Here is a 21,787-nt window from a genome sequence, read left to right as displayed (position 1 = left end):
CATGGAACTCTTCCAGTACCCCTACATGCAGCGTGCCCTGATCGGCGCGCTCGTGATCGGCCTGGCCGCGCCGGCACTCGGCATCTACCTGGTGCAGCGGCGGCTCGCGCTGATCGGGGACGGCATCGGGCACGTGGCGCTGACCGGTGTCGGCGCCGGCCTGCTGCTCAACCGCTCGCCGGTGCTGGTGGCGGTGCTCGCCGCCACCGCCGGCGCGGTCGCCATCGAGATCGTCCGCGCCCGCGGGCGTACCTCCGGCGACCTGGCGCTGGCGCTGCTCTTCTACGGCGGCATCGCCGGCGGCGTGATGCTGGTCGGCCTCTCCGACAGCACCAGCGCCAACCTCAACGCCTACCTGTTCGGCTCGCTGACCACCATCTTCCCGGCCGACCTGATCACCATCGCGGTGCTCGGGGCGGCGGTCCTGATCGCGATGGTCGCGCTGCGCCCGGCGCTCTTCGCGGTCAGCCACGACGAGGAGTACGCCCGGGTCTCCGGCCTGCCGGTGCGCACGCTCAACCTGCTCATCGCGGTCACCACCGCGGTCACCGTGACCATCGCGATGCGGGCCGTCGGGGTGTTGCTGATCAGCGCGCTGATGGTGGTGCCGGTGGCCACCGCCCAGCAGGTCACCCGGGGCTTCCGCAGCACGATGACCGCCGCGATGGCGCTCGGCTTCTTCGCCGCCGGCGCCGGCGTCTGGGTGGCGGCCACCGCGAACACCGCGCCGGGTGCCTCCGTGGTGCTGCTGGCGATCGCCTCCTTCCTGGTGGTGGCGCTGGGCGGCGCGGTCTGGCGGACGTGGCGCCGACGGCGTTCCCCTGCCGCCGCCCCGGTGTCCGAGCCGCACGAGGTCGTGCTCCAGTGATCCTGATCAGCGGGGTACCGGTGGTTTTGGTTACCGTTGCAAGGTGACCAGCGCATCGGGCTACGAGGGCTTCGAGGGGGCCGGTGAGCTGCTGCGCGCCCTCTCGGCGCCCATCCGCCTCGCCATCGTCAGTGAACTGGCCGCCGGCGAGCGGTGTGTGCACGAGCTGGTGGAGCAGCTCGGCGCCCCTCAGCCGCTGGTCTCGCAGCACCTGCGGGTGCTGCGCGGCGCCGGAGTGGTGCGCGGCTCCCGGCGCGGCCGGGAGATCGCGTACGCCCTGGTCGACGAGCACGTGGCGCACATCGTGGCCGACGCGGTCAGCCATGCCGGGGAGGGAACATGAGCGAGGGCGGCGCCGCGGTGCGCAACACCCGGCAGCGCTCCGCGGTGAGCGCGCTGCTGGGCGAGGTCGAGGGCTTCCACAGCGCCCAGGACCTGCACGCGATGCTCCGGCAGCGCGGTGAGCGGGTCGGCCTGACCACGGTCTACCGCACCCTGCAGGGGCTGGCCGACGCCGGTGAGATCGACGTGATGCGCCCGCCGGGCGGCGAGCACCTGTACCGCCGGTGCAGCGAGGGGCACCACCACCACCTGGTCTGCCGGGCCTGCGGGCGCACGGTCGAGGTGGCCGGCCCGGCGGTGGAGACCTGGGCCGACCGGGTCGCGGCGCAGCACGGCTACGCCAACGTCAGCCACACCCTGGAGATCTTCGGCACCTGCCCCGGCTGCGTCGGCTGACGCGGCCCGGTCGAGGGGGCGCCGCGGGCGCTCGTTCGTGGCACGCTGTCCGGCGTGAAGATCTACGCCGATCGGTTTCCGACCGCCGCCCGCCAGTTGCTCACCGACCTGCTCGTCGTCGCCTGGGTGTACGTCGCGATCCGCGGCGCGCTCTGGCTGCACGACCTGGTGCAGAAGCTCGCCGTACCGGGGCAGAAGCTGGAGGGCGCCGGCAGTGGGCTCGCCGACAACCTCGCCGACGCCGGCGGGAAGGTGGGTCGGGTGCCGTTGGTCGGCGACGAGCTGACCGCGCCGTTCCAGCGGGCCGCCGACGCCGCCCGGTCCCTGGCCGACGCCGGCCGCGACCAGCAGCACCTGGTCGACCAGCTCGCCCTGGCCCTCGCCGTCGCGGTGCTGATCTTCCCGCTCGGCGTGGTGCTCCTCGGCTGGCTGCCGCTGCGGATCCGCTGGATGCGCCGGGCCTCCTCGGCCGCGAGGCTGGCCGCCGTGCCCGCCGGTCGGGACCTGCTCGCCCTGCGCGCGCTGGCCACCCAGCCGCTGGGCAGGCTGACCCGGATCGCACCGGACGTGGCCGAGGCGTGGCGGCGTGGCGACGACCGGACCGTCGACGCGCTGGCCGCGCTGGAGCTGCGCCAGCTCGGTCTGCGCGGCGGCGACCGCTAAAGTCGTCGGGTGTTCTACTTCCTGATCGTCATCGCCGTCCTGCTGCTCGGGTACGCCGCCATCCTCATCTCCTTCGTGCGCAGTGGGCGGAAGATCCCGTCGGCGGCGTACCTGGGTCTCGCGGCGCTCAACGGCCTGATCCTGGCGGCGGTGCTGGCCTGGGCGGTCAGCCGCTGACCGCCCTCCGGGCCCGGCTCGGCGCCGTGCCGGCCGCCCGGGGTCAGGGCTTCGGTGGGATGCGGCGGCGGACGTCCTCGGCGGTGGACGGGCCGGGCGACCAGCGCGCCACCCAGGGCAGCTCGTCGGACGGGGTGACCACCCCCTCCTCCAAGCCCGCGTAGCGCCCGGCGAGGATCCGCTTCGCGGCGGCGGTGTCCACCGAGTCGGTGTTGTCCCACAGCGCGGTGAACAGCGCGTCGACCCGGACCCGTGCCTGCCGGCAGAACAGGTCGGCCAGCTCGACGTTCTCCGGCCGGGTGTCCCGCTCGGCGTACGCCCGGACGCAGACCGCCGACATCGCGAACAACTCGGCGCCGATGTCCACCACCCGGCCCAGGAACGCCTGCTTGCGTTCCATCTTTCCCTGCCAGCGGGACATCGCGTAGAACGTGGACCGGGCCAACTTGCGCGACGAGCGCTCCACCTGGCGCAGGTGCCCGGCGAGCGGCCCGAAATCGGCGTACGCCGAGGGGCTCTGGCCCTTGCCCACCGCGAGGGTGGGCAGCCACTTCGCGTAGAACGCCCCGGCCCGGGCGCCGGCTCGGGCCTTGCGGCCCAGCCCGGCGTCCGGGTCGATGATGTCGCCGGCCACCGAGAGGTGGGCGTCGACCGCCTCCCGGGCGATCAGCAGGTGCATGATCTCGGTGGAGCCCTCGAAGATCCGGTTGATCCGCAGGTCACGCAGCATCTGCTCGACGGCGGCCGGGCGCTCGCCGCGGGCGGCCAGCGAGTCGGCCGTCTCGTAGCCGCGCCCGCCCCGGATCTGGATCAGCTCGTCGGCGATGCGCCAGGCCATCTCGCTGGCGTAGAGCTTGACCAGCGCCGCCTCGATCCGGATGTCGTTGCGGTCGTCGTCGGCCAGCAGGCAGCACAGGTCGAGCATGGTCTCCATGCCGTACGTGGTGGCTGCGATGAACGACAGCTTCTGGGCGACCGCCTCGTGCTCGCCGACCGGCCGGCCCCACTGGACCCGCTCGGCGGACCACTCCCGAGCCACGTTCAGCGCCCACTTGCCGGCGCCCACGCACATGGCGGGCAGGGAGAGCCGCCCGGTGTTCAGCGTGGTCAGGGCGATCTTCAGGCCCTTGCCCTCACCGCCGATGACGTTCTCGGCCGGTACGAACACGTCGTGGAAACGGGTGAGGCTGTTCTCCAGGCCGCGCAGGCCGACGAAGCCGTTGCGCCGTTCCACGGTGATGCCCGCGCTGTCGCCGTCGACCACGAACGCGGTGATCCCGCCCCGGCGCCCGGCGGTGGCCGGCACCCGGGCCATCACCACCAGCAGGGTGGCGACCGTGCCGTTGGTGGCCCAGAGCTTGACCCCGTTGAGCCGGTAGCCGGTGCCGTCCTCGGTCGGCTCGGCGGTGGTGGCCAGCCGGGCCGGGTCGGAGCCGACGTCCGGCTCGGTGAGCAGGAACGCGGAGACCTCACCGGCGGCAAGTCGGGGCAGGAAGCGCTGCTTCTGCTCGGCGGTGCCGAACATCTTCAAAGGCTGCGGCACGCCGATGGACTGGTGTGCGGACAGCAGCGCGCCGATCGCGGGGCTGACCGAGCCGGCCAGCATCAACGCGCGGCAGTAGTGCAGGTTGCTCAGGCCGAGCCCGCCGTACGAGCGGTCGATCTTCATGCCGAACGCGCCGAGGTCGGCCAGCCCGTGGAACACCTCGTCCGGAATGGACGCGTCCCGCTCGATGGCCGCGCCGTCCACGCGCGAGGTGAGGAAGGCGCGGAACCGGCCGAGGAAGTCCTCGGCGCGGGCGACGTCCTCGGGAGCGGACCGGGGCCAGGGGTTGATGAGGTCGAGCCGGAACCGGCCGAGGAACAGCTCCTTGCCGAAGCTGGGCCGGTCCCAGGTCGACTCGCGGGCCGCCTCGGCGACCTGCCGGGCCTCCTTCTCGGAGACCTGCCCGGCCTCCGCCGGCAGTGGTGCGGCGGCACCGGCGCTGGTGTCGGGGCCGTCCGGTGCCGGCCGGCTGTCCTCCGTCGTGGTCACGGCTGCCCCCTCGAACCTCGGTGCGGCTGCGTCGACGTGCGCGACTACCGTCACGCTACCCCCGGGTGTTACCCAGGGGTAGCGTTCCGTGAAGATCGAGTTTGCGCTGCTCCGGGTCGGTCAGCCGCCGGACGGGCTCTCCGGGTCGTCATCGTCGTCGTCGATGTCGTCGTCACCCCAGTTGCGCCGGGCGATCGGCAGGATCACCCAGAAGGCGAGGAACCACACCGCGGTCGCCGCGCTGAGCACGAAGGCGATCGGCCGGTCCAGCACGAAGTCGGTGATCAGCAGCACCGCGCTGACCATCGAGATCAGCATGAAGCCCAGCCCACCGCTGGCCATCCGGTGGGCGAACCGGACCAGTTCCGGCTTGCGCCCCTGACGGAACAGCGCCCGGTGGAACGCCACCGGCGAGATGATCATCGCGGTGGCGGCGGCCGCCGAGAGCAACGCGACGACGTAGACGTCCTTCTGGAAGTGCGTGGTGCGGGTGAACCCGTTGCTGAACGGCAGGGTCAGCAGAAAGGCGAAGAGGATCTGCACGCCGGTCTGGGCGACCCGCAACTCCTGCAACAGGTCGGCGAAGTTGCGCTGCCAACGCTGCTTCTCGGTCTCCTTCGACACGCGCTACCTCCGGTGAGACGCTACTGCCGGCGGGTCCCGGCCGCCGGCAGCAACGCCAATGCCCTACCCGGCGGAGCGCGAAACCGGTTCACGACACCCGCCGGGCACCGGGGGGCCGGGCCGGATCAGGAACCGCGCCGGATCCGACCCGCGTACCGGGCTTCCAACTCGGAGTTGTGCGCGTCGCCGTTCGGGATGTTCGCCGACAGGTAGACCGGGGGCCGCTCCCCCGCCGCCAGCAGCCGCGCCACCACCTCCACGGTGATCTGCTGGGCCAGCAGCGCCGCGGTGATCGAGGAGACCGCGCCCACCGCGCCGCCGCCGGGCAGCGGCAGCGTCGCGTCGCCGTACGGGGCGCCGTTGTCGAGCACCACGTCGGCGAAGTCGGCCAGCTTGCGTCCGGACGGGTGGCGGGAGGTCATCCGGCCGGAGTGCTGGCCTGAGGTGATCGCCACCAGCCCGTGCCCGTGCTGCTTGACCAGGGCGGCGAACTCCACCATCGCGCCGTTGACGCCCGAGTTGGAGGCGAGCACGAAGACGTCGGCGGGCCGGACGGGGGCCAGTTCGTAGAGTCGGTGCGCCACCGCCGGGTCCCGCTCCAGCGTCGGGCCGAGCAGTTCGGCCGGTTCCCCGCCGATCAGCACGAGGTCGCGCAGCGCGATCCGGTTGGTCGGCACCAGCCCACCCGCCCGGCCGGCGATCTCCATGGCGAGGGCCTCCGAGTGCCCGGTGCCGAAGGCGTGCACCACGCCGTCGGCGCGTACCGCGTCGGCGATCAGGTCGGCGGCCCGACCCACCGCCTCCCGCTGGCTGGCCGCCACCCGCCCGATCGTCGCGGTCACCACCGCCAGGTAGTCCTCGGCGCTCACCGTCATGCGTCGTCCTCCGTCCGTCGGTTGCGGGCCATCCAGTGCACCGCGAAGTCGACCGCCGCCCGCTGGCGCATCAACCTGCCGGTTCCGCCGCCGACCGGAGCGGCGCGGACCGCCCCGGTTGCCGCGAGGTCCGCGCCCAACGCGTCGAAGTCGCTCGCGTCGAGCCGTACGTCGTCCCACCACACCCACTCCCGGCCGCCGTCGGCGGTGCGTACCGCGGCGCCCTGCCGCTGTCGGGGCGGCGCGGGCCGGCGGTACTCGGCCAGGTGCAGCGAGGTGTTCGCGCCGTGGTCCACCCCGAGCAGCAGGACGTCGGCGTCCAGTTCGTAGAGACGGGCCAGCGGGGATCCCTCGCCGAGCATGTCGGCCCGGCGGTGGCCGGCCAGGACCCGCTCGGCGGCCGGCCCGAGTGCGGCGAACGACACGTGCGGATGGTCGCTGCGCAGCGCGCCCGGCCAGCCGCGGACCGTCTCGGCGAGGGCGCCCATGTACCGGCTCGGGGTGATCGCCGGGTCGAAGCCCGGCATCTCGGCGCGGATCAACGGCCACCAGTCCGCCGGCACCGGCGGGTTGCGCCAGTCGGCCGGGTCGCTGTTGTCCGGCGTGTGGGTGGGCACCACGATCGTGCCGTCCGGGCCCAGCACGTCGCGCAGGGCGAGCACCACCGCCTGCGGGCCGCCGCAGACGAAGCCCAACCGCCCCAGCGCGGCGTGCACCAGCAGCGTGGCGCCGGAGCGTACGCCGAGCAGGCGCAGTTGCGCGGCCAGCGTCCGCCGGGTGGCCAGCCCGCCCCCGCGGGTTGTCACACCGTCTCCCTCGTGCTGATCCATCCGGCTCAGGCCGTGCCGCTTACGCGGGCCAGGATCGCCTCGGCCAGCGGGGCCGGCGCGGCGTCCGGGATCCAGTGGGTCACCCCATGCAGTTCCACGAAGCGGTAGTCGCCGGTGACGTGCGCGGCGCACGCCTCGGCGGCGGTGCGGCCGATCGCGATGTCCCGGTCGCTCCACACGTAGGTGGTGGGCACCGACACCGGGCCGGCGGCCACCAGGTCGGCGCGGGACATCGCCCGGTACCAGTTCAGCGCGGCGGTGAGCGCCCCGGGCTCGCGCATCGGGTCGGCGTACCGGTTGACCCGATCCGCGTCGCCGACCCCGCCGAGCAGCTTGCGCAGCGCGGTCGCGTGCAGCGCCAGCAGCACCTTCTCCGCCTTGCCCGGCTGCCGGAACAGCGCGATGTACGACGACCGGGCCTTCTGCTCGGTGTCGGTGGCGAGCGCGTGCGCCATGGCCGCCGGGTGCGGCACCGACACGGCGGTCAGCGTGCGGACCCGCTCGGGGTGCCGGGCGGCCAGCGCCCAGGCCACGATCGCGCCCCAGTCGTGCCCGACCACGTGGGCGGCGTCGAGGCCGAGCGCGTCGAGCACCGCCACCACGTCGGCGACCAGCTCGGGGATGCGGTAGTCCGCCGCCTCCGCCGGTCGGGCGCCGGGCGAGTAGCCCCGCTGGTCCAGCGCGTACGTCCGCAGCCCCGAGTCGTGCAGCGCGGGTACGACGTCGTCCCACTCCCCCGAGTGCTGCGGGAAGCCGTGCAGCAGCAGCACGGGGACGCCCTCCGCCGGCCCACCGGTGCGTACCTCGAACGTCAGACCCCGCGCGTCGACCTGCATGATCGGCAGCCTACCCAGCCGGCGCCGACCGGGCCGGACGGCGAGGTGATCACGAGCGCACTGCTGGGCCGGCACCCCCGGTCGGTGCTAGCGTCACCGAGACAACTTCACATCCGACAGGGGAGCGCACAGCGCTGAGAGTGCGGGCACGCCCGCAGACCCTCGAACCTGATCTGGGTAATGCCAGCGCAGGGAGTTCGGTCGACCTCCAGCCGCGCCGTGAGTCCGGGCCACCGGACGCGCGGCGTGCGTCTTCTCCTGGTTCGCAAGCAGAACTGGGAGCATCCACATGCAGCACAGCGACACCAACCGTTGGCGCACCATCGACATCGTGGTCGCCTCGGTGATCGCGGTCGCCTTCGGCGTCATCTTCTGGGCCTGGGGCCTGGTCTGGAGCGCCACCGAGGGGGCGTTCGCCTTCTTCCCACCGGCGCAGACCCTGCTCTACGGCATCTGGCTGATGCCGGCCGTCCTCGGCGGCCTGGTGATCCGAAAGCCCGGCGCCGCGCTCTACTGCGAGACGGTGGCCGCGGTCCTCTCCGCGCTGCTGGGCAGCCAGTGGGCCGCCACGGTCATCCCGCAGGGCATCGTGCAGGGCCTCGGGGCCGAGTTGGCCTTCGCGGCCTTCCGGTACCGGTCGTTCCGGCTGCCGACCGCGGTGCTGGCCGGCGCGCTCACCGGCGTGAGCGCCGCGCTGTTCGACTTCTTCGTCTGGAACGTCGACTACGACCTGGCCGACTACCGGATCCCGTACGCGCTGCTCACCATCGTCAGCGCCACGATCATCGCCGGCGTCGGCGGCTGGTTGCTCACCCGCGCCCTGGCCAACACCGGCGTCCTCGACCGCTTCCCGGTCGGCCGCGACCGCGCCCTGATCTGACCCCCTCCCCACCTCGTCGATCATGAGGTTGACGGGCGGATGGATCTCCGGAACCGCCGTCAACCTCATGATCAACGGAGCAGGGTGGGGCGGGGCGGACGGCACGGCGGCGGAGGGAGGGGTGTGGTGAGCGGGGTTGCGCTGCGGGGGTTCGGGTGGCGGCACGCCGGGCGGAAGGCCTGGGCGGTACGCGGGGTGGACCTGCGCGTCGCGGCCGGCGAGCGGGTGCTGCTGCTGGGCCCCTCGGGGGCGGGCAAGAGCACCCTGCTCGCCGCGCTGGCTGGGCTGCTGCCCGAGGACTCCGGCGAGCAGGAGGGCACCGTCGAGATCGACGGGCTCGACCCGCGCAAGGGCCGCGAGCGGGTCGGCATCGTCTTCCAGGACCCGGAGACCCAGCTGGTGATGGCCCGCTGCGGGGACGACGTCGCGTTCGGGCTGGAGAACCGGGGGGTGCCGACCGGGGAGATCTGGCCCCGGGTGGACGAGGCGTTGCGCCGCGTCGGCTTCCCCTACCACCGGGACCGACCCACCGCGGCGCTCTCCGGCGGCGAGCAGCAGCGCCTCGCGCTGGCCGGCGCGCTGGCCCTGCGCCCCGACCTGCTGCTGCTCGACGAGCCGACCGCCAACCTGGACCCGGCCGGCGCCGACCTGGTCCGGCGGGCCGTCGCCGACGCGCTGGACGCCGACACCACGCTGATCCTGGTGGAGCACCGGGTCGCCGAGGCGCTGCCGCTGGTCGACCGGGTGGTCGTCCTGGAGCCCGGCGGCGGCGTGCGCGCCGACGGCACGCCCGAGGCGGTCTTCGCCGCGCACGGCGCCGCCCTCGCCGCCGAGGGCGTCTGGGTGCCCGGGCACCCCATCGCGCCCCGGCGGGCCACCGCCGCCGCCGGCGAGCTGCTGCTCACCGCCGACCGGCTCGGCCTGCCGCCCCGGCTGGGCCCCACCGACCTGGAGGTACGCGCGGGCGAGGCGCTCGCCGTACGCGGCCCGAACGGCGCCGGCAAGTCCACCCTGGCGCTGCTGCTCGGCGGCCTGCTCAAACCCGGCACCGGCCGGGTCGTCCCGAGCGCCGAGCTGGCCGGGCCGGACCTCCGCACCGCGCCGCACCGGTGGCGGGCGCCCGCGCTGGCCCGCCGGATCGGGTCGGTCTTCCAGGACCCGGAGCACCAGTTCGTCACCGGCACCGTCCACGACGAGCTGGCGCTCGGCCCACGCCGGACCGGCCAACCCGAACCCGTCGTCAAGGACATCGTGGCCACGCTGCTGGAGCGGCTGCGCCTGGACCGGCTGGCCGCCGCCAACCCGTACACCCTCTCCGGTGGCGAGGCGCGGCGGCTGAGCGTGGCGACGGCCCTGGCCACCGCGCCCCGCCTGCTGATCTGCGACGAACCCACCTTCGGACAGGACCGGCGGACCTGGCGCGAGCTGGTCGACCTCTTCGCCGACCTGCGCGACGCCGGGCACGGCGTGCTCACCGTCACCCACGACCCGGACTTCGTGGCCGCGCTCGCCGACCGCACCGTGACCCTGGAGCGGCCGTGACCGCCGCGCAGCCGACCGGCACACACCATCGCGAGTCGACCGTCACGCGGCCGGCGCGGCACGTCGGCGTGGCCGACACCGGGCGGAGGTGGCGCCCATGATCAGCATCGAGCCGGTGGCCGCGCCCGGGGCGCCGCTGGCCCGGCGTAACCCGGTGGCGAAGCTCGCCGCCGCACTGGTCTTCTCGTTCACCCTGCTGGCCACCCTGGACCCGGTGGCGCCGGCGATCGCCATCGCGGTGGAGTTCGCCGTGCTGCCGCTGTTCGGCATCCGCTACCGGGTGCTGGCCCGGCGAGCCTGGCCGCTGCTGGTCAGCGCGGCCGGCATCCTGGTCACCCTGGTGCTCTTCGCCGCCGACCGGTCCGGCCGGATCCTGCTCGACGCGGGGCCGGTGCTGGTCACCACCGGGGTCCTGCTCACCGCCCTCGGCCTGGTGCTGCGACTGCTCGCGGTGGCCCTGCCCGGCGTGATCGTCTTCGCCACCACTGACCCCACCGACCTGGCCGACGCGCTGATCCAGAACACGAAGGCGCCGGCCCGCTTCGCCATCGGCGCGCTGGCCGCGTTCCGCCTGGTGCCGCTGCTCGGGCAGGAGTGGCAGATGATCAGCATGGCCCGTCGGGCGCGCGGGGTGGACGCCGGACGCAACCCGGTGGCGAAGCTGCGGCTGTTCACCTCCACCGCGTTCGCGCTGCTGGTCGGGGCGATCCGCCGGGGCACCCGGCTGGCGGTGGCGATGGACGCGCGGGGCTTCGACGCCGGCACGCCGCGTACCGTGGCCCGCCGTCAGCGCTTCACGCCTGCCGACGCACTGCTGATCGCCGGCGCCGCGGTCCTGGCCGGCGCCGCCCTCACCGCCAGCGTCTTGCTCGGCACCTTCCGCCCGCTGATCGGCTGACCGCCGCGACGTCGCGGGTTCCGGCCGCCCGGCGGGTCCGACGACGGCGATCCCAGCGGGCCGCACCCCTGCTGCGTCGACCACTGAGCGGCGGTGGGGCCGCCGTCGTTACCCGACGGCGGCCCCAACGGGGCCGGTCAGCTGCGCCGGAAGGCGTACCGGCGGGTCTGGCCGGCCCGCTGGCTCCGGCCACCGCCGGCGCGGTTTCCACCCGCCAGCGGCGGTCCGGCGGTCGGCGCCGCCGGCCGCGCCGGTGGCTCGACGGCGGCCAGGTCCACGGCGGGCAGGTCGGGCACCGGTACGACCGGTGGCACCGGCGGCCGGTCGACGTCGGTCGGTGCCGGGTACGCGGCGGGCGTCGTGCGCCCGGCGGTACGGGGCTTGCTGGTGCGCTTGGCAGGCATGGCATCTCCTTCGGCTGCTGATCGTCCCGGCCGGTCCCGCGTTCCGGCGGACGGTCTGCTGCGGTCTGACCGCCGAGGCACGACGGTCGAACGGGAGGGACTGCTCACCGGGGTCGACCACCGAAGGCACCACCGCCTGCGCGGCTGATGCGATGCGGACGCCCGGGAGCGCACGGGCCGCGGCGCGGGGCGGCGGGCCGGCTCGAAGATGGGGCGTCAGTTGCGCATGCCCGCACGCTATCGGATTCCCGCGCACCGGCGCAGCCATTTTCCGGAGCACGGTCACCGGCACGCTGATCGCATTCCGGTTCGGGCTGGGTGTCCCGGTTGACACCGTGACGCGACCGTACGGTCACCGGCTGTCGACGACGCGACCCCGGTGGGCCCCCGGCGCGATACGGTCGCAGCACGGCAGGTGCGACGGCGAGAGGTGGCGGCACGGATGGCTGAGCAGGCGACGGCGCAGATCGGTGTGACCGGGCTGGCGGTGATGGGTCGCAACCTGGCCCGCAACCTGGCCCGCAACGGCTTCACCGTGGCGGTGCACAACCGCTCGCCGGAGCGCACGCGCAGCCTGGTCGCCGAGCACGGCGACGAGGGCACCTTCGTGCCGGGCGAGTCGATGGCCGACTTCGTCGCGTCGCTGGAACGGCCCCGGGCGGTCATCGTCATGGTCAAGGCCGGCGGCCCGACCGACGCGGTCATCGACGAACTGGTGCCGCTGCTCGAGGCGGGCGACATCGTCGTCGACTGCGGCAACGCGCACTTCGCCGACACCCGTCGCCGGGAGGAGTCGCTGCGGGCGCACGGGCTGCACTTCGTCGGCACCGGCGTCTCCGGTGGCGAGGAAGGTGCACTGCTCGGGCCGAGCATCATGCCCGGCGGTTCGGTCGAGTCGTACGCGAAGCTCGGGCCGATGTTCGAGAAGATCGCCGCCCAGGTCGACGGGGTGCCCTGCTGCCGCCACATCGGGCCGGACGGCGCCGGGCACTTCGTCAAGATGGTGCACAACGGCATCGAGTACGCCGACATGCAGCTCATCGCCGAGGCGTACGACCTGCTCCGGGCAGGGCTACGCACGGACCCGGCGGAGATCGCGGAGATCTTCCGGGGCTGGAACGACGGCGAGCTGGAGTCCTTCCTCATCGAGATCACCTCCGACGTGCTGTCGCACCGCGACGCCGCCACCGGCCGGTCCTTCGTGGACGTGGTGCAGGACCGCGCCGAGCAGAAGGGCACCGGTCGGTGGACCGTGCAGAGCGCGCTGGACCTGGGCATCCCGATCACCGGGATCGCCGAGGCGACCTTCGCCCGCTCGCTGTCCGGGCACGTCGGCCAGCGGGACGCGGCCCGCCGGACGTTCCCGGACGCCGGGGAGAAGTGGCAGGTGGCCGACCGGGAGGCGTTCATCGAGGACGTCCGCCGGGCCCTGCTCGCCTCGAAGATCGTCGCGTACGCGCAGGGTTTCGACCACATCAAGGCCGGCAGCCGGGAGTACGACTGGGACATCGACCTGGGCGGCACGGCCACCATCTGGCGGGGCGGCTGCATCATCCGGGCCCGCTTCCTGGACCGGATCCGCGAGGCGTACGACGAGCAGCCGGAGCTGCCGACGCTGCTGGTGGCACCGTACTTCGCCGAGGCGGTCAGCGCGGGCGTGCCGAGTTGGCGGCGGGTGGTGGCGGACGCCGTCCATGCCGGGGTGCCGACGCCCGCCTTCTCCTCGTCGCTGGCCTACTTCGACGCGCTGCGCGCCGAGCGGCTGCCGGCCGCGCTGATTCAGGGCCTGCGTGACAACTTCGGTGCGCACACCTACCAGCGGGTCGACCGCGAGGGTTCGTTCCACACCACCTGGGCCGGGAACCGCACCGAATCCCCCGCCTGATCGGCGGGGTCAGGCGATGGTGGCGTGCATCTCCCAGACCAGGATCTCGGCCGGCTCGTCGGCGGTGACGCGGCGGCCACCGGTCATGGTGAGCCGGGCCGCGTCGCCGGTGCCGAGCGGGCCGCTGTCCTCGAGGGTCACCGTGCCGTTGGGCACGTAGAGGTGCACGAAGGGCGCGTCCGGCAGGGTCACCTCGTCGCCGGGGGTGAGCCGGGCGGCGTGCAGGGTGGCGTAGCGGTTGCGGATCCGGATCGCCGAGGCCCCGTCGTAGCGCTCCATGCCCGAGGCGATCGGCACCAGGTCACCGCGGAGGAGCTGATCCTCGATCTCCAACTGCTCGTAGCCGGGATCGACGCCCGCCTCGTCGGGAAGCACCCACATCTGCACGAAGTGCACCGGGTCGGTGTGCGGCGACTGGCCGCTGAGCCGCCAGGCGTCGTTCTTCTCGGAGTGCAGGATGCCTGTGCCGGCGCTCATCCGCTGGGCCAGGCCGGGATAGATGACGCCGGAGTGCCCGGTGGAGTCCTGGTGCACCAGCGAGCCACGCAGCACCCAGGTGACGATCTCCATGTCCTGGTGCGGGTGGGTCTCGAAGCCGGCGCCGGGGCGGACCACGTCGTCGTTGTTGACCAGCAGGAGCCCGTGGTGGGTGTTGGCCGGGTCGTAGTGCCGGGAGAACGAGAAGGAGTGCTTCGAGTCCAGCCAGGAGATCTTGGTGGCGAAGCGGTCCTCCGCCCGGCGTACGTCGACCGACGGAGCGGGTGCGGTCACCACGCACGCTGCCGGGTGTCGGCCGGCGTCGGCGCCCAGGTCAGGGCCGGCTCGCCGGTGGCCAGTTCGGAGATCTCGCCGGAGCGCACCTGCGGCGTGTGACCGAACTCGGCGCAGTGCTGCTCGGCGATCTCGGCGCAGATCTCGGCCACCTGCTCACAGATCGGATCGCCCAGGTCGGCTGCGTTCAACGCCATGATCATCTTGTACCGGAGATCCCGCATCCCCACCCCCGCCCGACGCTGTCCCTACTCCGCCCGACCCTACCGGCCTCCCACCGCCCGCCAACCCGAAACCGGCCAGTGCCGCCTGCACGGCCACGCACGTCCCGACGACGGCGTTGTGGTGGGGCGCCCAGTCGCTCGGCGGTGTGCTGCGGGGGTGGGTGGAACGGCAGGTACGTCTGGACGCTCCTGTGACAGCCGTGGTGCTCCACTCGGTGCCGCTGTCGCCGGAAGGTACGGCTCGGCGCCGCCCCCCGGGGGTGCGGGGGCGGCGCCGGCGTCGGTGCGTCACCAGAAGCGGCGGCGCTTCGCCTTCTGCGGACGCAGCATGTCGGCGCCTTTGTTGAGCAGGCGGGTCACCCCGGAGGGACCGCGCCTGGCCTCCAGCGTGTGGCTGACCCGACGGGCGCCGGCCGCGGCCAGCGGCACCGCGATCGCCATCAACGCCCACTGGGCAATGCGCTTCTGAATCATGTGGGTTCACCTCCGTCAGTGGGTTCTGAGAAAGGTGATACCCCGCGTGACCGTGCGGTAAGCCTGCGCTCAGCGGGGCGGGGCGACCGGATTGGGCAGTGCGCCGCCGAAGCGTCGATCGCGCTGGGCGTACAGCTCGCAGGCGTACCAGAGGTGGCGGCGGTCGAAGTCCGGCCAGAGAGTGCCGAGGAAGACCAGCTCGGCGTACGCGCTCTGCCAGAGCAGGAAGTTGGAGATCCGTTCCTCGCCGGAGGGGCGCAGGAAGAGGTCCACCTCGGGGATCTCCGGGTGGTAGAGGTACTTCGCCACGGTCTTCTCGGTGACCTTCGCCGGGTCCAGCCGGCCGGCCGCCACGTCGCGGGCGATGGCTGCCGCGGCGTCGCCGATCTCCGCGTGCCCGCCGTAGTTGACGCAGAACTGCAGGGTCAGTGTGGAGTTGCCGCGGGACATCTCCTCGGCGGTCTGCAACTCGGAGATGACGCTCTTCCACAGCCGCCCGGGGCGGCCGGACCAGACCACCCGCACGCCCAGGTCGACCAACTGGTCGCGGCGACGGCGGATGACGTCGCGGTTGAACCCCATCAGGAACCGGACCTCATCCGGGGAGCGCCGCCAGTTCTCGGTGGAGAACGCGTACGCCGACAGGTACGGGATGCCCATCTCGATGGCGCCCTCGATGGTGTCGAAGAGGCTGGCCTCCCCCGCCTCGTGGCCCTTGGTGCGGGGCAGCCCGCGCTCCTTGGCCCACCGGCCGTTGCCGTCCATCACCACGGCGACGTGCCGGGGCACCGCCTCGGCGGGCAGCGCCGGCGGTCGGGCGCCCGACGGGTGTGGCGTCGGCGGCGTCGGCTCGCGCCGGCCGGCCCTCATCGATCGGATCACTCAGCTCTCTCCCTGCTCGCACCGTCCGCGCCGGCCCCCACGTCACCGCGCGGCGGGGCCACCACGGCCCCGGCGCCGCCCTGCGGCGGGACCGTGCCGGTCACCGGGGCACCCCGGTCGACCAGCGGCAGCGAGCGTAGCGCGCGTTCCAGGTGCCACTGCAGGTGCGCCGCGACCAGCCCGCTGCACTCCCGCCGTACCCCGGTATCGGTGGCATCGGCGAGCACCCAGTCGCCGGTGGTCAGCGCGGACATCAGGTCGATGGTGGCCGGTGCGGGGTGGGCCGCGCCGGGCGGCCGGCAGTCCGGGCAGACCGCGCCGCCGGCCGGTACGGAGAACGCCCGGTGCCGCCCGGGGGTGCCGCAGACCGCGCAGGCGATCAACGCCGGTGCCCAGCCGGCGAGGGCCATCCCGCGCAGCAGGTACGCGTCGAGCACCAAGGTGGTGGCGTGCTCGCCCCGGGACAGCGCCTTGAGCGCGCCCAGGGTGAGCTGGAACAGCCGCAGCGACGGCTCCCGCTCGACCGGGGTCAGTCGCTCCGCCGTCTCGGCGATGGCGCTGGCCGCCGTGTAGCGGGGGTAGTCGCCGAGGAACCGCTTGCCGTACAGGTCAATCCCCTCGACCTGGCTGACGGTGTGCAGCGAGCTGCCGTGGTTGCCCTTCGGGTCGCCGGCGAGCTGCAGGTCGACGTGGCCGAACGGCTCCAGCCGGGCGCCGAACTTGCTGGTGGTGCGGCGGATGCCCCGGGCGACCGCGCGCAGCCGGCCGTGCCGGCGGGTGAGCAGGGTGATGATGCGGTCGGACTCGCCGAGCTTCTGCACACGCAGCACCACCGCGTCGTCGCGGTAGAGCTGTCGGCGGTACCCGGCCATCGGACCATTCTCCCTCGGGGTGCGAAATCAGGGTCGGTTCGGGGTCGGCGGGCGGACGAACCCCGATGTGCCCCGGGCGCGACCGGCCGTAGCGTGCTCGCCATGGCACTGCACCGGATCACCACCGCCGGCCCCCGTGGTCGCGCCGCCGCCCCCGTCGCACTGGGCATGACCACCGTCCTCATCCTGCTCGCCGGGTGCGACAACCTGTCGTTCCGGCGGCTCGACTACGACGACACCGAGTCGGCACGGATCACCACGATCCAGGTGCTGCCCGGAGCGGGCGACGTGGTGGTGCGGGGCACGGGCACCGCGTCCGAGGTACGGATCAAGCGGGTGGTGCGCTACCAGGGCGGCGAACCCGACAACACGCGCTACGAGATCAAGGGCAGCGAGCTCGTGCTGGACACCGACTGCGGCTCGCGGTGCAGCATCTCCTACGAGGTGATCGTGCCCGAGGGCGTGGCCGTGCAGGGCGAGACCGGCTCCGGCGACGTGGAGCTGACCCGGGTCGGCGCGGCGCGCTTCCGGCTGGACTCGGGCGACCTGCGCGTGAACGGCGCCTCCGGCCCTCTCGACCTGGAGACCCGGTCGGGCAACATCGAGGTGACCCAGGCCGCCGCGACGGTCCGGTTGCGCGCCACCTCCGGCGACATCGCCGCGCGACGGCTGGCCGCCGGTGTGGACGCCGAGGCGACCTCCGGCAACGTCACGGTGGAGCTGGACGCCCCCGCCTCGGCCCGGACGCACGCCTCCAGCGGCGACGTGACGCTGCTGGTGCCGGCAGCGAAGTACCGGGTGCGGACCAGCACCGGGTCCGGTGATGCCCGCGTCACCATCGCCGACGATCCGGCCGCGTCCCTGTCGATCGACGCCTCGGCGGACAGCGGCAACCTCACGATCAGCCAGCGCTGAGCCGGCCGCGGCGCCCACGGGAGGCCGGTGCCGCGCCGGCGGGACGGCCGGGCGGGCGCCCGGCCGGCCCGGTCGGTCAGAAGCCGAGCTTGCGCAGCTGCTTCGGGTCGCGCTGCCATTCCTTCGCCACCCGAACGTGCAGGTCCAGGTAGACCCGGGTGCCGAGCAACTCCTCGATCTGCCGGCGGGCGTTGGTGCCGACCTCCTTGAGCCGGCTCGCCTTGTGGCCGAGCACGATCGCCTTCTGGCTGGGCCGCTCGACGTACAGGTCGGCGTAGATCTTCGTGAGCTGACCCTCGGGGATCATCTCCTCCACCACCACGGCGATGGAGTGCGGCAGCTCGTCGCGGACCCCTTCCAGGGCGGCCTCCCGGATCAGCTCGGCGACCAGCACCTGCTCGGGGTCGTCGGTGAGCATGTCGTCCGGGTAGAGCTGCGGAGACTCCGGCAGGTAGCCGGTCATCACGTCGACCAGGGTGTCGACCTGGTGCCCGGAGACCGCGCTCACCGGCACCACGGCGGCGAACTCGCCCATCTCGCTCACCGCGAGCAGTTGCTCGGCCAGCCGGCGCTTGTCCACCAGGTCGGTCTTGGTGACCACCGCCAGCACGGTCGCCTTCAGCTCGGCCAGTTCGCCGCTGATGAACCGGTCGCCCCGACCGACCGGCTCGTTCGCCGGGATGCACAGGCCGATCACGTCGACCTCGGTCCAGGTCGAGCGGACCAGGTCGTTGAGGCGCTCGCCGAGCAGCGTACGGGGGCGGTGCAGACCCGGGGTGTCGACCAGGACGAGCTGCGAATCCGGTCGGTGGAGCACGGCCCGGATGACGTGCCGGGTGGTCTGCGGCTTGTTGGAGGTGATCGCGATCTTGGTGCCGACGATGGCGTTGGTCAGCGTCGACTTGCCGGCGTTGGGTCGCCCGACGAAACAGCCGAAACCGGCCCGGTACGCCGGCTGCTGCGGATCCCGGACGCCCCCGGTCACTGGGTCACCGTGCCGAGCACGGCGCCGTCCGGCGCGGCCAGGTGGATCGGCGCGTCGGCGGTGAGGTCACGCACCGCGGCGCACCCGGCGCCGTCCAGCGTCGACGCCTCGGTCACCACCACCGCCGCCTCCAGCCGGCTCGCCCCGGCCGCCACCGCCGACGCGACGGCCAACTGCAGCGCGGTCAGGGTCAACGACGGCAGCGAGACGCTGGCCGCCGCGTACGTCCGGCCGTCCTGATCGCGTACCGCGGCGCCCTCGACCGCGCCGATCCGCCCACGTGCCCCGCGGGCCAGGACGACCAGCTTGCCGTCCTCGGCGCTCAGCGGGGCCGGCGCGGACGGACTGGGCCGGGCGGCGGGCGCGGCGGGTGTCTCAGGCATCGGCGGGTTGCCTCTCATCGTCTCGGTTCTGGTCACCGCGGGGGTCGGCGTGCTCGCCGCGCCCCGGGCCGTCCTGCTCGTCGGTCGACTCCGCCCGGGTGACCAGGACGGTGTCTATCCGGTTGCGCCGGCCGGTGGTGCCCTCGGCGATCAACCGGAGGCCGGCCACCTCGGCCTGCGCCCCGGGGATCGGCACCCGCCCCAGCGACTGGGCGAGCAGCCCACCGACCGTCTCCACCTCGTCGGTGGGCAGGTCCGTGTCGAACAGCTCGCCCAGGTTCTCCACCGGTAGGCGGGCCGTGACCCGCACCGAGGAGTCCGCGAGGCGTTCGACCGGCGGGCGTTCGACATCGTACTCGTCGGTGATCTCGCCGACGATCTCCTCCAGGATGTCCTCGATGGTGACCAGGCCGCCGGTGCCGCCGTACTCGTCGACGACGATGACGAGGTGGTTGCGGGCGGCCTGCATCTCCGACAGCAGGTCGTCGACCGGCTTGGACTCCGGTACGAAGGTGGCCGGGCGCATCAGCTCGGCCACCGGCAACTGCTCGGCGGCCGGGTCGCCGCCGCGGGAACGCCGGATCAGGTCCTTGAGGTAGAGCACCCCCAGCACGTCGTCGACGCTCTCACCGATCACTGGGATGCGGGAGAAGCCGGAGCGCAGGAAGAGCGCCAGCGCCTGCGCGAGGGTCTTGCCCTCCTCGATCCACACCATCTCGGTGCGGGGCACCATCACCTCACGGGCGATGGTCTCGCCGAGCGCGAAGACCGAGTGGATCATCTGCCGCTCGCCGTGCTCGACAACGCCGCGCTGCTCGGCCAGGTCGACCAGCTCACGCAGCTCCAGCTGGGTGGCGAACGGCCCCTCCCGGAAGCCGCGCCCGGGGGTGACCGCGTTGCCGATCAGGATCAGCAGCGAGGCGAGGGGATTGAGCGCCCGGCCCAGCCAGCGCACCAGTGGCGCCACGGCCCGGCCGACCGCGTACGCGTGCTGCCGGCCGATGGTGCGCGGGGCGACCCCGACCACCACGAAGCTGACCACGGTCATCGCCCCGGCGGTGACCAGGGCGGCGCGCCAGCCGGCGCCGAAGGTGTCCACCGCGACCAGCGCCACCAGGGTGGTGGCGGTCAGCTCGGCGAGCAGCCGGAGCAGCAGCAGCAGGTTGAGGTGCCGGACCACGTCGCCGGCGACGACCTGGAGGGTACGGGCGCCACGCGCCCCGTCCCGGGCCAGCTCGGCGGCCCGGGCCGGGGAGACCGCGGCCAGCGCGGCCTCGGTCATCGCGATCACGCCGGCGAGCACCACGAGGCCCGCCGCGAAGACGATCAGTTGCAGGTCAGGCAGGCCGGCCGTGGGGCCGGCCGCCAGGAGCGGGGTGGGCATCACTGGGTGCGGGTCGACCGCCAGCTCGCCAGCAGTCGGGCCTGGAGCGCGAACATCTCCCGCTCCTCCTCCGGCTCGGCGTGGTCGTAGCCGAGCAGGTGCAGCACCCCGTGCACGGTGAGCAGGTGCAGCTCGTCGGCGGAGGCGTGCCCGGCGGTGGCCGCCTGCTTGGCCGCCACCTCCGGGCAGAGCACGATGTCACCGAGGAGGGCCGGCTCGCCGCCCGCCGGGGCGCTCTCGCCCGGGCCGTGGTCGACGCTGCCCTCGTCCATGGGGAAGGCGAGCACGTCGGTCGGCCCGTCGCCACCCATCCAGCGGTGGTTCAGTTCGGTCATGTAGTCGATGTCGACCAGCAGCACGGACAGCTCGGCGAGGGGGTTGACCCCCATCTCGTCGAGGGCGTGGCGGGCGACGGCGAGCACGGCGTCGGTGTCAACCTCGACACCGGACTCGTTGGCGATCTCGATGGACAACTGCTTTCCTCTGCTTTAGCGGCGCCGGCCGGCCCGGCCCTGAGCGGGTCGCCCCGGCATGGCATGGACGCCCTGCGCCTGCTGGTTCTCCCGCTCGGCGTCCCAGCGGGCGTACGCGTCGACGATCTCCCCGACCAGCTGGTGGCGGACCACGTCGGAGCTGGAGAGCTGGGAGAAGTGCACGTCCTCCACGTTTTCCAGGATCTCCCGGACGACCCGCAGGCCGCTGGTCGTCCCGCCGGGAAGGTCCACCTGGGTGACGTCACCGGTGACGACGATCTTGGAATTGAAGCCGAGCCGGGTCAGGAACATCTTCATCTGCTCGGGCGTGGTGTTCTGCGCCTCGTCGAGGATGATGAACGCGTCGTTCAACGTCCTGCCCCGCATGTAGGCCAGCGGGGCGACCTCGATGGTGCCCGCGGCCATCAACTTCGGGATCGACTCCGGGTCGAGCATGTCGTGCAGCGCGTCGTAGAGCGGGCGCAGGTAGGGGTCGATCTTCTCGTTGAGCGTTCCGGGCAGGAAGCCCAGCCGCTCCCCCGCCTCCACCGCCGGCCGGGTCAGGATGATCCGGTTCACCTGCTTGGCCTGCAGCGCCTGCACGGCCTTGGCCATGGCCAGGTAGGTCTTGCCGGTGCCGGCGGGGCCGATGCCGAAGACGATGGTGTGCGAGTCGATCGCGTCGACGTAGCGCTTCTGACCCAGCGTCTTGGGGCGGATGGTGCGCCCGCGCCGCGAGAGGATGTTGAGCGTGAGAACCTCGGCGGGCCGCTCGGCACTGCCCTGCTCGAGCATGCCGACGGTACGCCGGACGGCGTCAGTGGTCAGGGTCTCGCCTTTCTCGATGAGTTCGAGCAGCTCACTAAAGACCCGCTCGGCGAGGGCGTTGTCCGCGGGGGCACCGGTGATGGTGATCTCGTTGCCGCGGACGTGCACGTCACTGTTGACCGAGCGTTCGACGAGTCGCAGAATCTCGTCGCCCGCGCCGAGCAGATTGACCATGATCTTCGAGTCGGGCACGGTGATCCTGGTCTGCACCCGGGGCGGGCCGGGAGGTGGGGTGCCGGTCATAGGTCGGGCCGAAGGGCCCTGCGCCACCTGCTCTCGCTCTCGGCGCCGGCCCTGCTGGCACGGCGTGCGGACGTTAACCCCCATCGTATCGGTTCAAC

The 21,787-nt window shown here is 73.2% G+C and carries 26 protein-coding genes and 1 riboswitch; of the genes, 10 read left to right on the top strand and 16 right to left on the bottom strand.

Going from position 1 to position 21,787, the window contains the following annotated elements:
- Position 1: 1 nt before the first annotated feature.
- Genes ACFOW4_RS07560 through ACFOW4_RS07540 form a run of 5 tightly spaced genes read left to right on the top strand, consistent with a single transcriptional unit; the run spans position 2 to position 2,446 of the window.
- Positions 2-868 (top strand): metal ABC transporter permease, encoded by an 867-nt coding sequence (locus ACFOW4_RS07560; RefSeq protein ID WP_377525745.1) that lies wholly within the window; start codon positions 2-4, stop codon positions 866-868.
- A 43-nt stretch (positions 869-911) separates the two neighbouring features.
- A complete protein-coding gene (locus tag ACFOW4_RS07555; RefSeq protein WP_377525742.1) occupies positions 912-1,211 on the top strand; it encodes an ArsR/SmtB family transcription factor in 300 nt (99 codons plus the stop codon).
- Complete coding sequence (locus ACFOW4_RS07550) at positions 1,208-1,606, top strand: Fur family transcriptional regulator (RefSeq protein ID WP_377525740.1); 399 nt, start codon at positions 1,208-1,210, stop codon at positions 1,604-1,606. Before ACFOW4_RS07555 ends, ACFOW4_RS07550 begins: the two co-directional genes overlap by 4 nt.
- A gap of 54 nt (positions 1,607-1,660) precedes the next feature.
- Entirely contained in the window at positions 1,661-2,269 is a 609-nt protein-coding gene (locus ACFOW4_RS07545; RefSeq protein ID WP_377525737.1) for a hypothetical protein, read from the top strand.
- A gap of 9 nt (positions 2,270-2,278) precedes the next feature.
- Positions 2,279-2,446 carry a hypothetical protein gene (locus tag ACFOW4_RS07540; protein WP_377525735.1) on the top strand — a complete coding sequence of 56 codons (168 nt, stop codon included), beginning with the start codon at positions 2,279-2,281 and terminating at the stop codon, positions 2,444-2,446.
- Between the two features lie 43 nt (positions 2,447-2,489).
- Here ACFOW4_RS07540 and ACFOW4_RS07535 read toward each other — a convergent pair whose 3' ends face one another.
- The 5 genes from ACFOW4_RS07535 to ACFOW4_RS07515 form a co-directional block, all read right to left on the bottom strand.
- The gene (locus ACFOW4_RS07535; RefSeq protein ID WP_377525732.1) at positions 2,490-4,481 is read right to left on the bottom strand and encodes an acyl-CoA dehydrogenase family protein; all 1,992 of its coding nucleotides are present in this window, start codon (positions 4,479-4,481) and stop codon (positions 2,490-2,492) included.
- A 120-nt stretch (positions 4,482-4,601) separates the two neighbouring features.
- Complete coding sequence (locus ACFOW4_RS07530; protein ID WP_377525730.1) at positions 4,602-5,105, bottom strand: DUF6328 family protein; 504 nt, start codon at positions 5,103-5,105, stop codon at positions 4,602-4,604.
- A 125-nt stretch (positions 5,106-5,230) separates the two neighbouring features.
- Entirely contained in the window at positions 5,231-5,980 is a 750-nt protein-coding gene (locus tag ACFOW4_RS07525) for a sugar isomerase domain-containing protein (RefSeq protein ID WP_377525727.1), read from the bottom strand.
- A complete protein-coding gene (locus ACFOW4_RS07520; RefSeq protein ID WP_377525725.1) occupies positions 5,977-6,786 on the bottom strand; it encodes an aminoglycoside N(3)-acetyltransferase in 810 nt (269 codons plus the stop codon). Before ACFOW4_RS07520 ends, ACFOW4_RS07525 begins: the two co-directional genes overlap by 4 nt.
- A 29-nt stretch (positions 6,787-6,815) precedes the next feature.
- Positions 6,816-7,646, bottom strand: a complete 831-nt coding sequence (locus ACFOW4_RS07515) for an alpha/beta fold hydrolase (RefSeq protein WP_377525722.1) — start codon at positions 7,644-7,646, stop codon at positions 6,816-6,818.
- Between the two features lie 108 nt (positions 7,647-7,754).
- A riboswitch (TPP riboswitch) is annotated at positions 7,755-7,859 on the top strand.
- A 76-nt stretch (positions 7,860-7,935) separates the two neighbouring features.
- Between ACFOW4_RS07515 and ACFOW4_RS07510 the strand changes: the two genes are divergently transcribed.
- The 3 genes from ACFOW4_RS07510 to ACFOW4_RS07500 all read left to right on the top strand — a co-directional run bounded on the left by ACFOW4_RS07510 (position 7,936) and on the right by ACFOW4_RS07500 (position 10,966).
- Positions 7,936-8,526: an ECF transporter S component gene (locus tag ACFOW4_RS07510; protein ID WP_377525720.1), complete on the top strand. Its 591-nt coding sequence runs from the start codon at positions 7,936-7,938 to the stop codon at positions 8,524-8,526.
- 126 nt (positions 8,527-8,652) lie between these two features.
- The gene (locus ACFOW4_RS07505; protein WP_377525717.1) at positions 8,653-10,068 is read left to right on the top strand and encodes an ABC transporter ATP-binding protein; all 1,416 of its coding nucleotides are present in this window, start codon (positions 8,653-8,655) and stop codon (positions 10,066-10,068) included.
- A gap of 97 nt (positions 10,069-10,165) precedes the next feature.
- Positions 10,166-10,966, top strand: coding sequence for an energy-coupling factor transporter transmembrane component T family protein (locus tag ACFOW4_RS07500; RefSeq protein ID WP_377525715.1), 801 nt, complete (start codon positions 10,166-10,168; stop codon positions 10,964-10,966).
- A gap of 137 nt (positions 10,967-11,103) precedes the next feature.
- Here ACFOW4_RS07500 and ACFOW4_RS07495 read toward each other — a convergent pair whose 3' ends face one another.
- Positions 11,104-11,370 carry a hypothetical protein gene (locus ACFOW4_RS07495; RefSeq protein ID WP_377525713.1) on the bottom strand — a complete coding sequence of 89 codons (267 nt, stop codon included), beginning with the start codon at positions 11,368-11,370 and terminating at the stop codon, positions 11,104-11,106.
- Between the two features lie 442 nt (positions 11,371-11,812).
- Here ACFOW4_RS07495 and gndA point away from each other — a divergent pair, with 442 nt between their 5' ends.
- Positions 11,813-13,255: an NADP-dependent phosphogluconate dehydrogenase gene (gene gndA / locus ACFOW4_RS07490; RefSeq protein WP_377525712.1), complete on the top strand. Its 1,443-nt coding sequence runs from the start codon at positions 11,813-11,815 to the stop codon at positions 13,253-13,255.
- Positions 13,256-13,264: 9 nt separating this feature from the next.
- Here gndA and ACFOW4_RS07485 read toward each other — a convergent pair whose 3' ends face one another.
- The 5 genes from ACFOW4_RS07485 to recO form a co-directional block, all read right to left on the bottom strand.
- Positions 13,265-14,026: a pirin family protein gene (locus tag ACFOW4_RS07485; RefSeq protein ID WP_377525710.1), complete on the bottom strand. Its 762-nt coding sequence runs from the start codon at positions 14,024-14,026 to the stop codon at positions 13,265-13,267.
- Positions 14,023-14,223 carry a thioredoxin reductase gene (locus ACFOW4_RS07480; protein ID WP_377525708.1) on the bottom strand — a complete coding sequence of 67 codons (201 nt, stop codon included), beginning with the start codon at positions 14,221-14,223 and terminating at the stop codon, positions 14,023-14,025. The genes ACFOW4_RS07485 and ACFOW4_RS07480 overlap by 4 nt, the downstream gene beginning before the upstream one ends.
- A gap of 315 nt (positions 14,224-14,538) precedes the next feature.
- On the bottom strand, positions 14,539-14,724 hold the full coding sequence (locus ACFOW4_RS07475; protein ID WP_377525706.1) for a hypothetical protein: 186 nt from the start codon (positions 14,722-14,724) through the stop codon (positions 14,539-14,541).
- A 69-nt stretch (positions 14,725-14,793) separates the two neighbouring features.
- Entirely contained in the window at positions 14,794-15,594 is an 801-nt protein-coding gene (locus ACFOW4_RS07470; protein WP_377525774.1) for an isoprenyl transferase, read from the bottom strand.
- Between the two features lie 8 nt (positions 15,595-15,602).
- Positions 15,603-16,478 carry a DNA repair protein RecO gene (recO, locus tag ACFOW4_RS07465; RefSeq protein WP_377525704.1) on the bottom strand — a complete coding sequence of 292 codons (876 nt, stop codon included), beginning with the start codon at positions 16,476-16,478 and terminating at the stop codon, positions 15,603-15,605.
- A 102-nt stretch (positions 16,479-16,580) separates the two neighbouring features.
- On the opposite strand from recO, the gene ACFOW4_RS07460 reads away from it, so the two are divergent.
- On the top strand, positions 16,581-17,393 hold the full coding sequence (locus ACFOW4_RS07460; protein WP_377525702.1) for a DUF4097 domain-containing protein: 813 nt from the start codon (positions 16,581-16,583) through the stop codon (positions 17,391-17,393).
- Positions 17,394-17,469: 76 nt separating this feature from the next.
- Here ACFOW4_RS07460 and era read toward each other — a convergent pair whose 3' ends face one another.
- The 5 genes from era to ACFOW4_RS07435 are packed head-to-tail and all read right to left on the bottom strand — an operon-like array spanning position 17,470 to position 21,689.
- A complete protein-coding gene (era, locus tag ACFOW4_RS07455; RefSeq protein WP_377525700.1) occupies positions 17,470-18,378 on the bottom strand; it encodes a GTPase Era in 909 nt (302 codons plus the stop codon).
- Complete coding sequence (locus tag ACFOW4_RS07450) at positions 18,375-18,761, bottom strand: cytidine deaminase (protein ID WP_377525698.1); 387 nt, start codon at positions 18,759-18,761, stop codon at positions 18,375-18,377. Before ACFOW4_RS07450 ends, era begins: the two co-directional genes overlap by 4 nt.
- Entirely contained in the window at positions 18,754-20,169 is a 1,416-nt protein-coding gene (locus ACFOW4_RS07445) for a hemolysin family protein (protein WP_377525772.1), read from the bottom strand. The genes ACFOW4_RS07450 and ACFOW4_RS07445 overlap by 8 nt, the downstream gene beginning before the upstream one ends.
- Entirely contained in the window at positions 20,145-20,618 is a 474-nt protein-coding gene (gene ybeY / locus ACFOW4_RS07440; RefSeq protein ID WP_007463954.1) for an rRNA maturation RNase YbeY, read from the bottom strand. The genes ACFOW4_RS07445 and ybeY overlap by 25 nt, the downstream gene beginning before the upstream one ends.
- A gap of 15 nt (positions 20,619-20,633) precedes the next feature.
- Positions 20,634-21,689 carry a PhoH family protein gene (locus ACFOW4_RS07435; protein ID WP_377525696.1) on the bottom strand — a complete coding sequence of 352 codons (1,056 nt, stop codon included), beginning with the start codon at positions 21,687-21,689 and terminating at the stop codon, positions 20,634-20,636.
- Positions 21,690-21,787: the final 98 nt, after the last annotated feature.

This window comes from Micromonospora sp. GCM10011542 (genome assembly GCF_042650685.1).
Classification (GTDB): domain Bacteria; phylum Actinomycetota; class Actinomycetes; order Mycobacteriales; family Micromonosporaceae; genus Micromonospora.
This window is presented reverse-complemented; position numbering and strand designations above follow the sequence as displayed.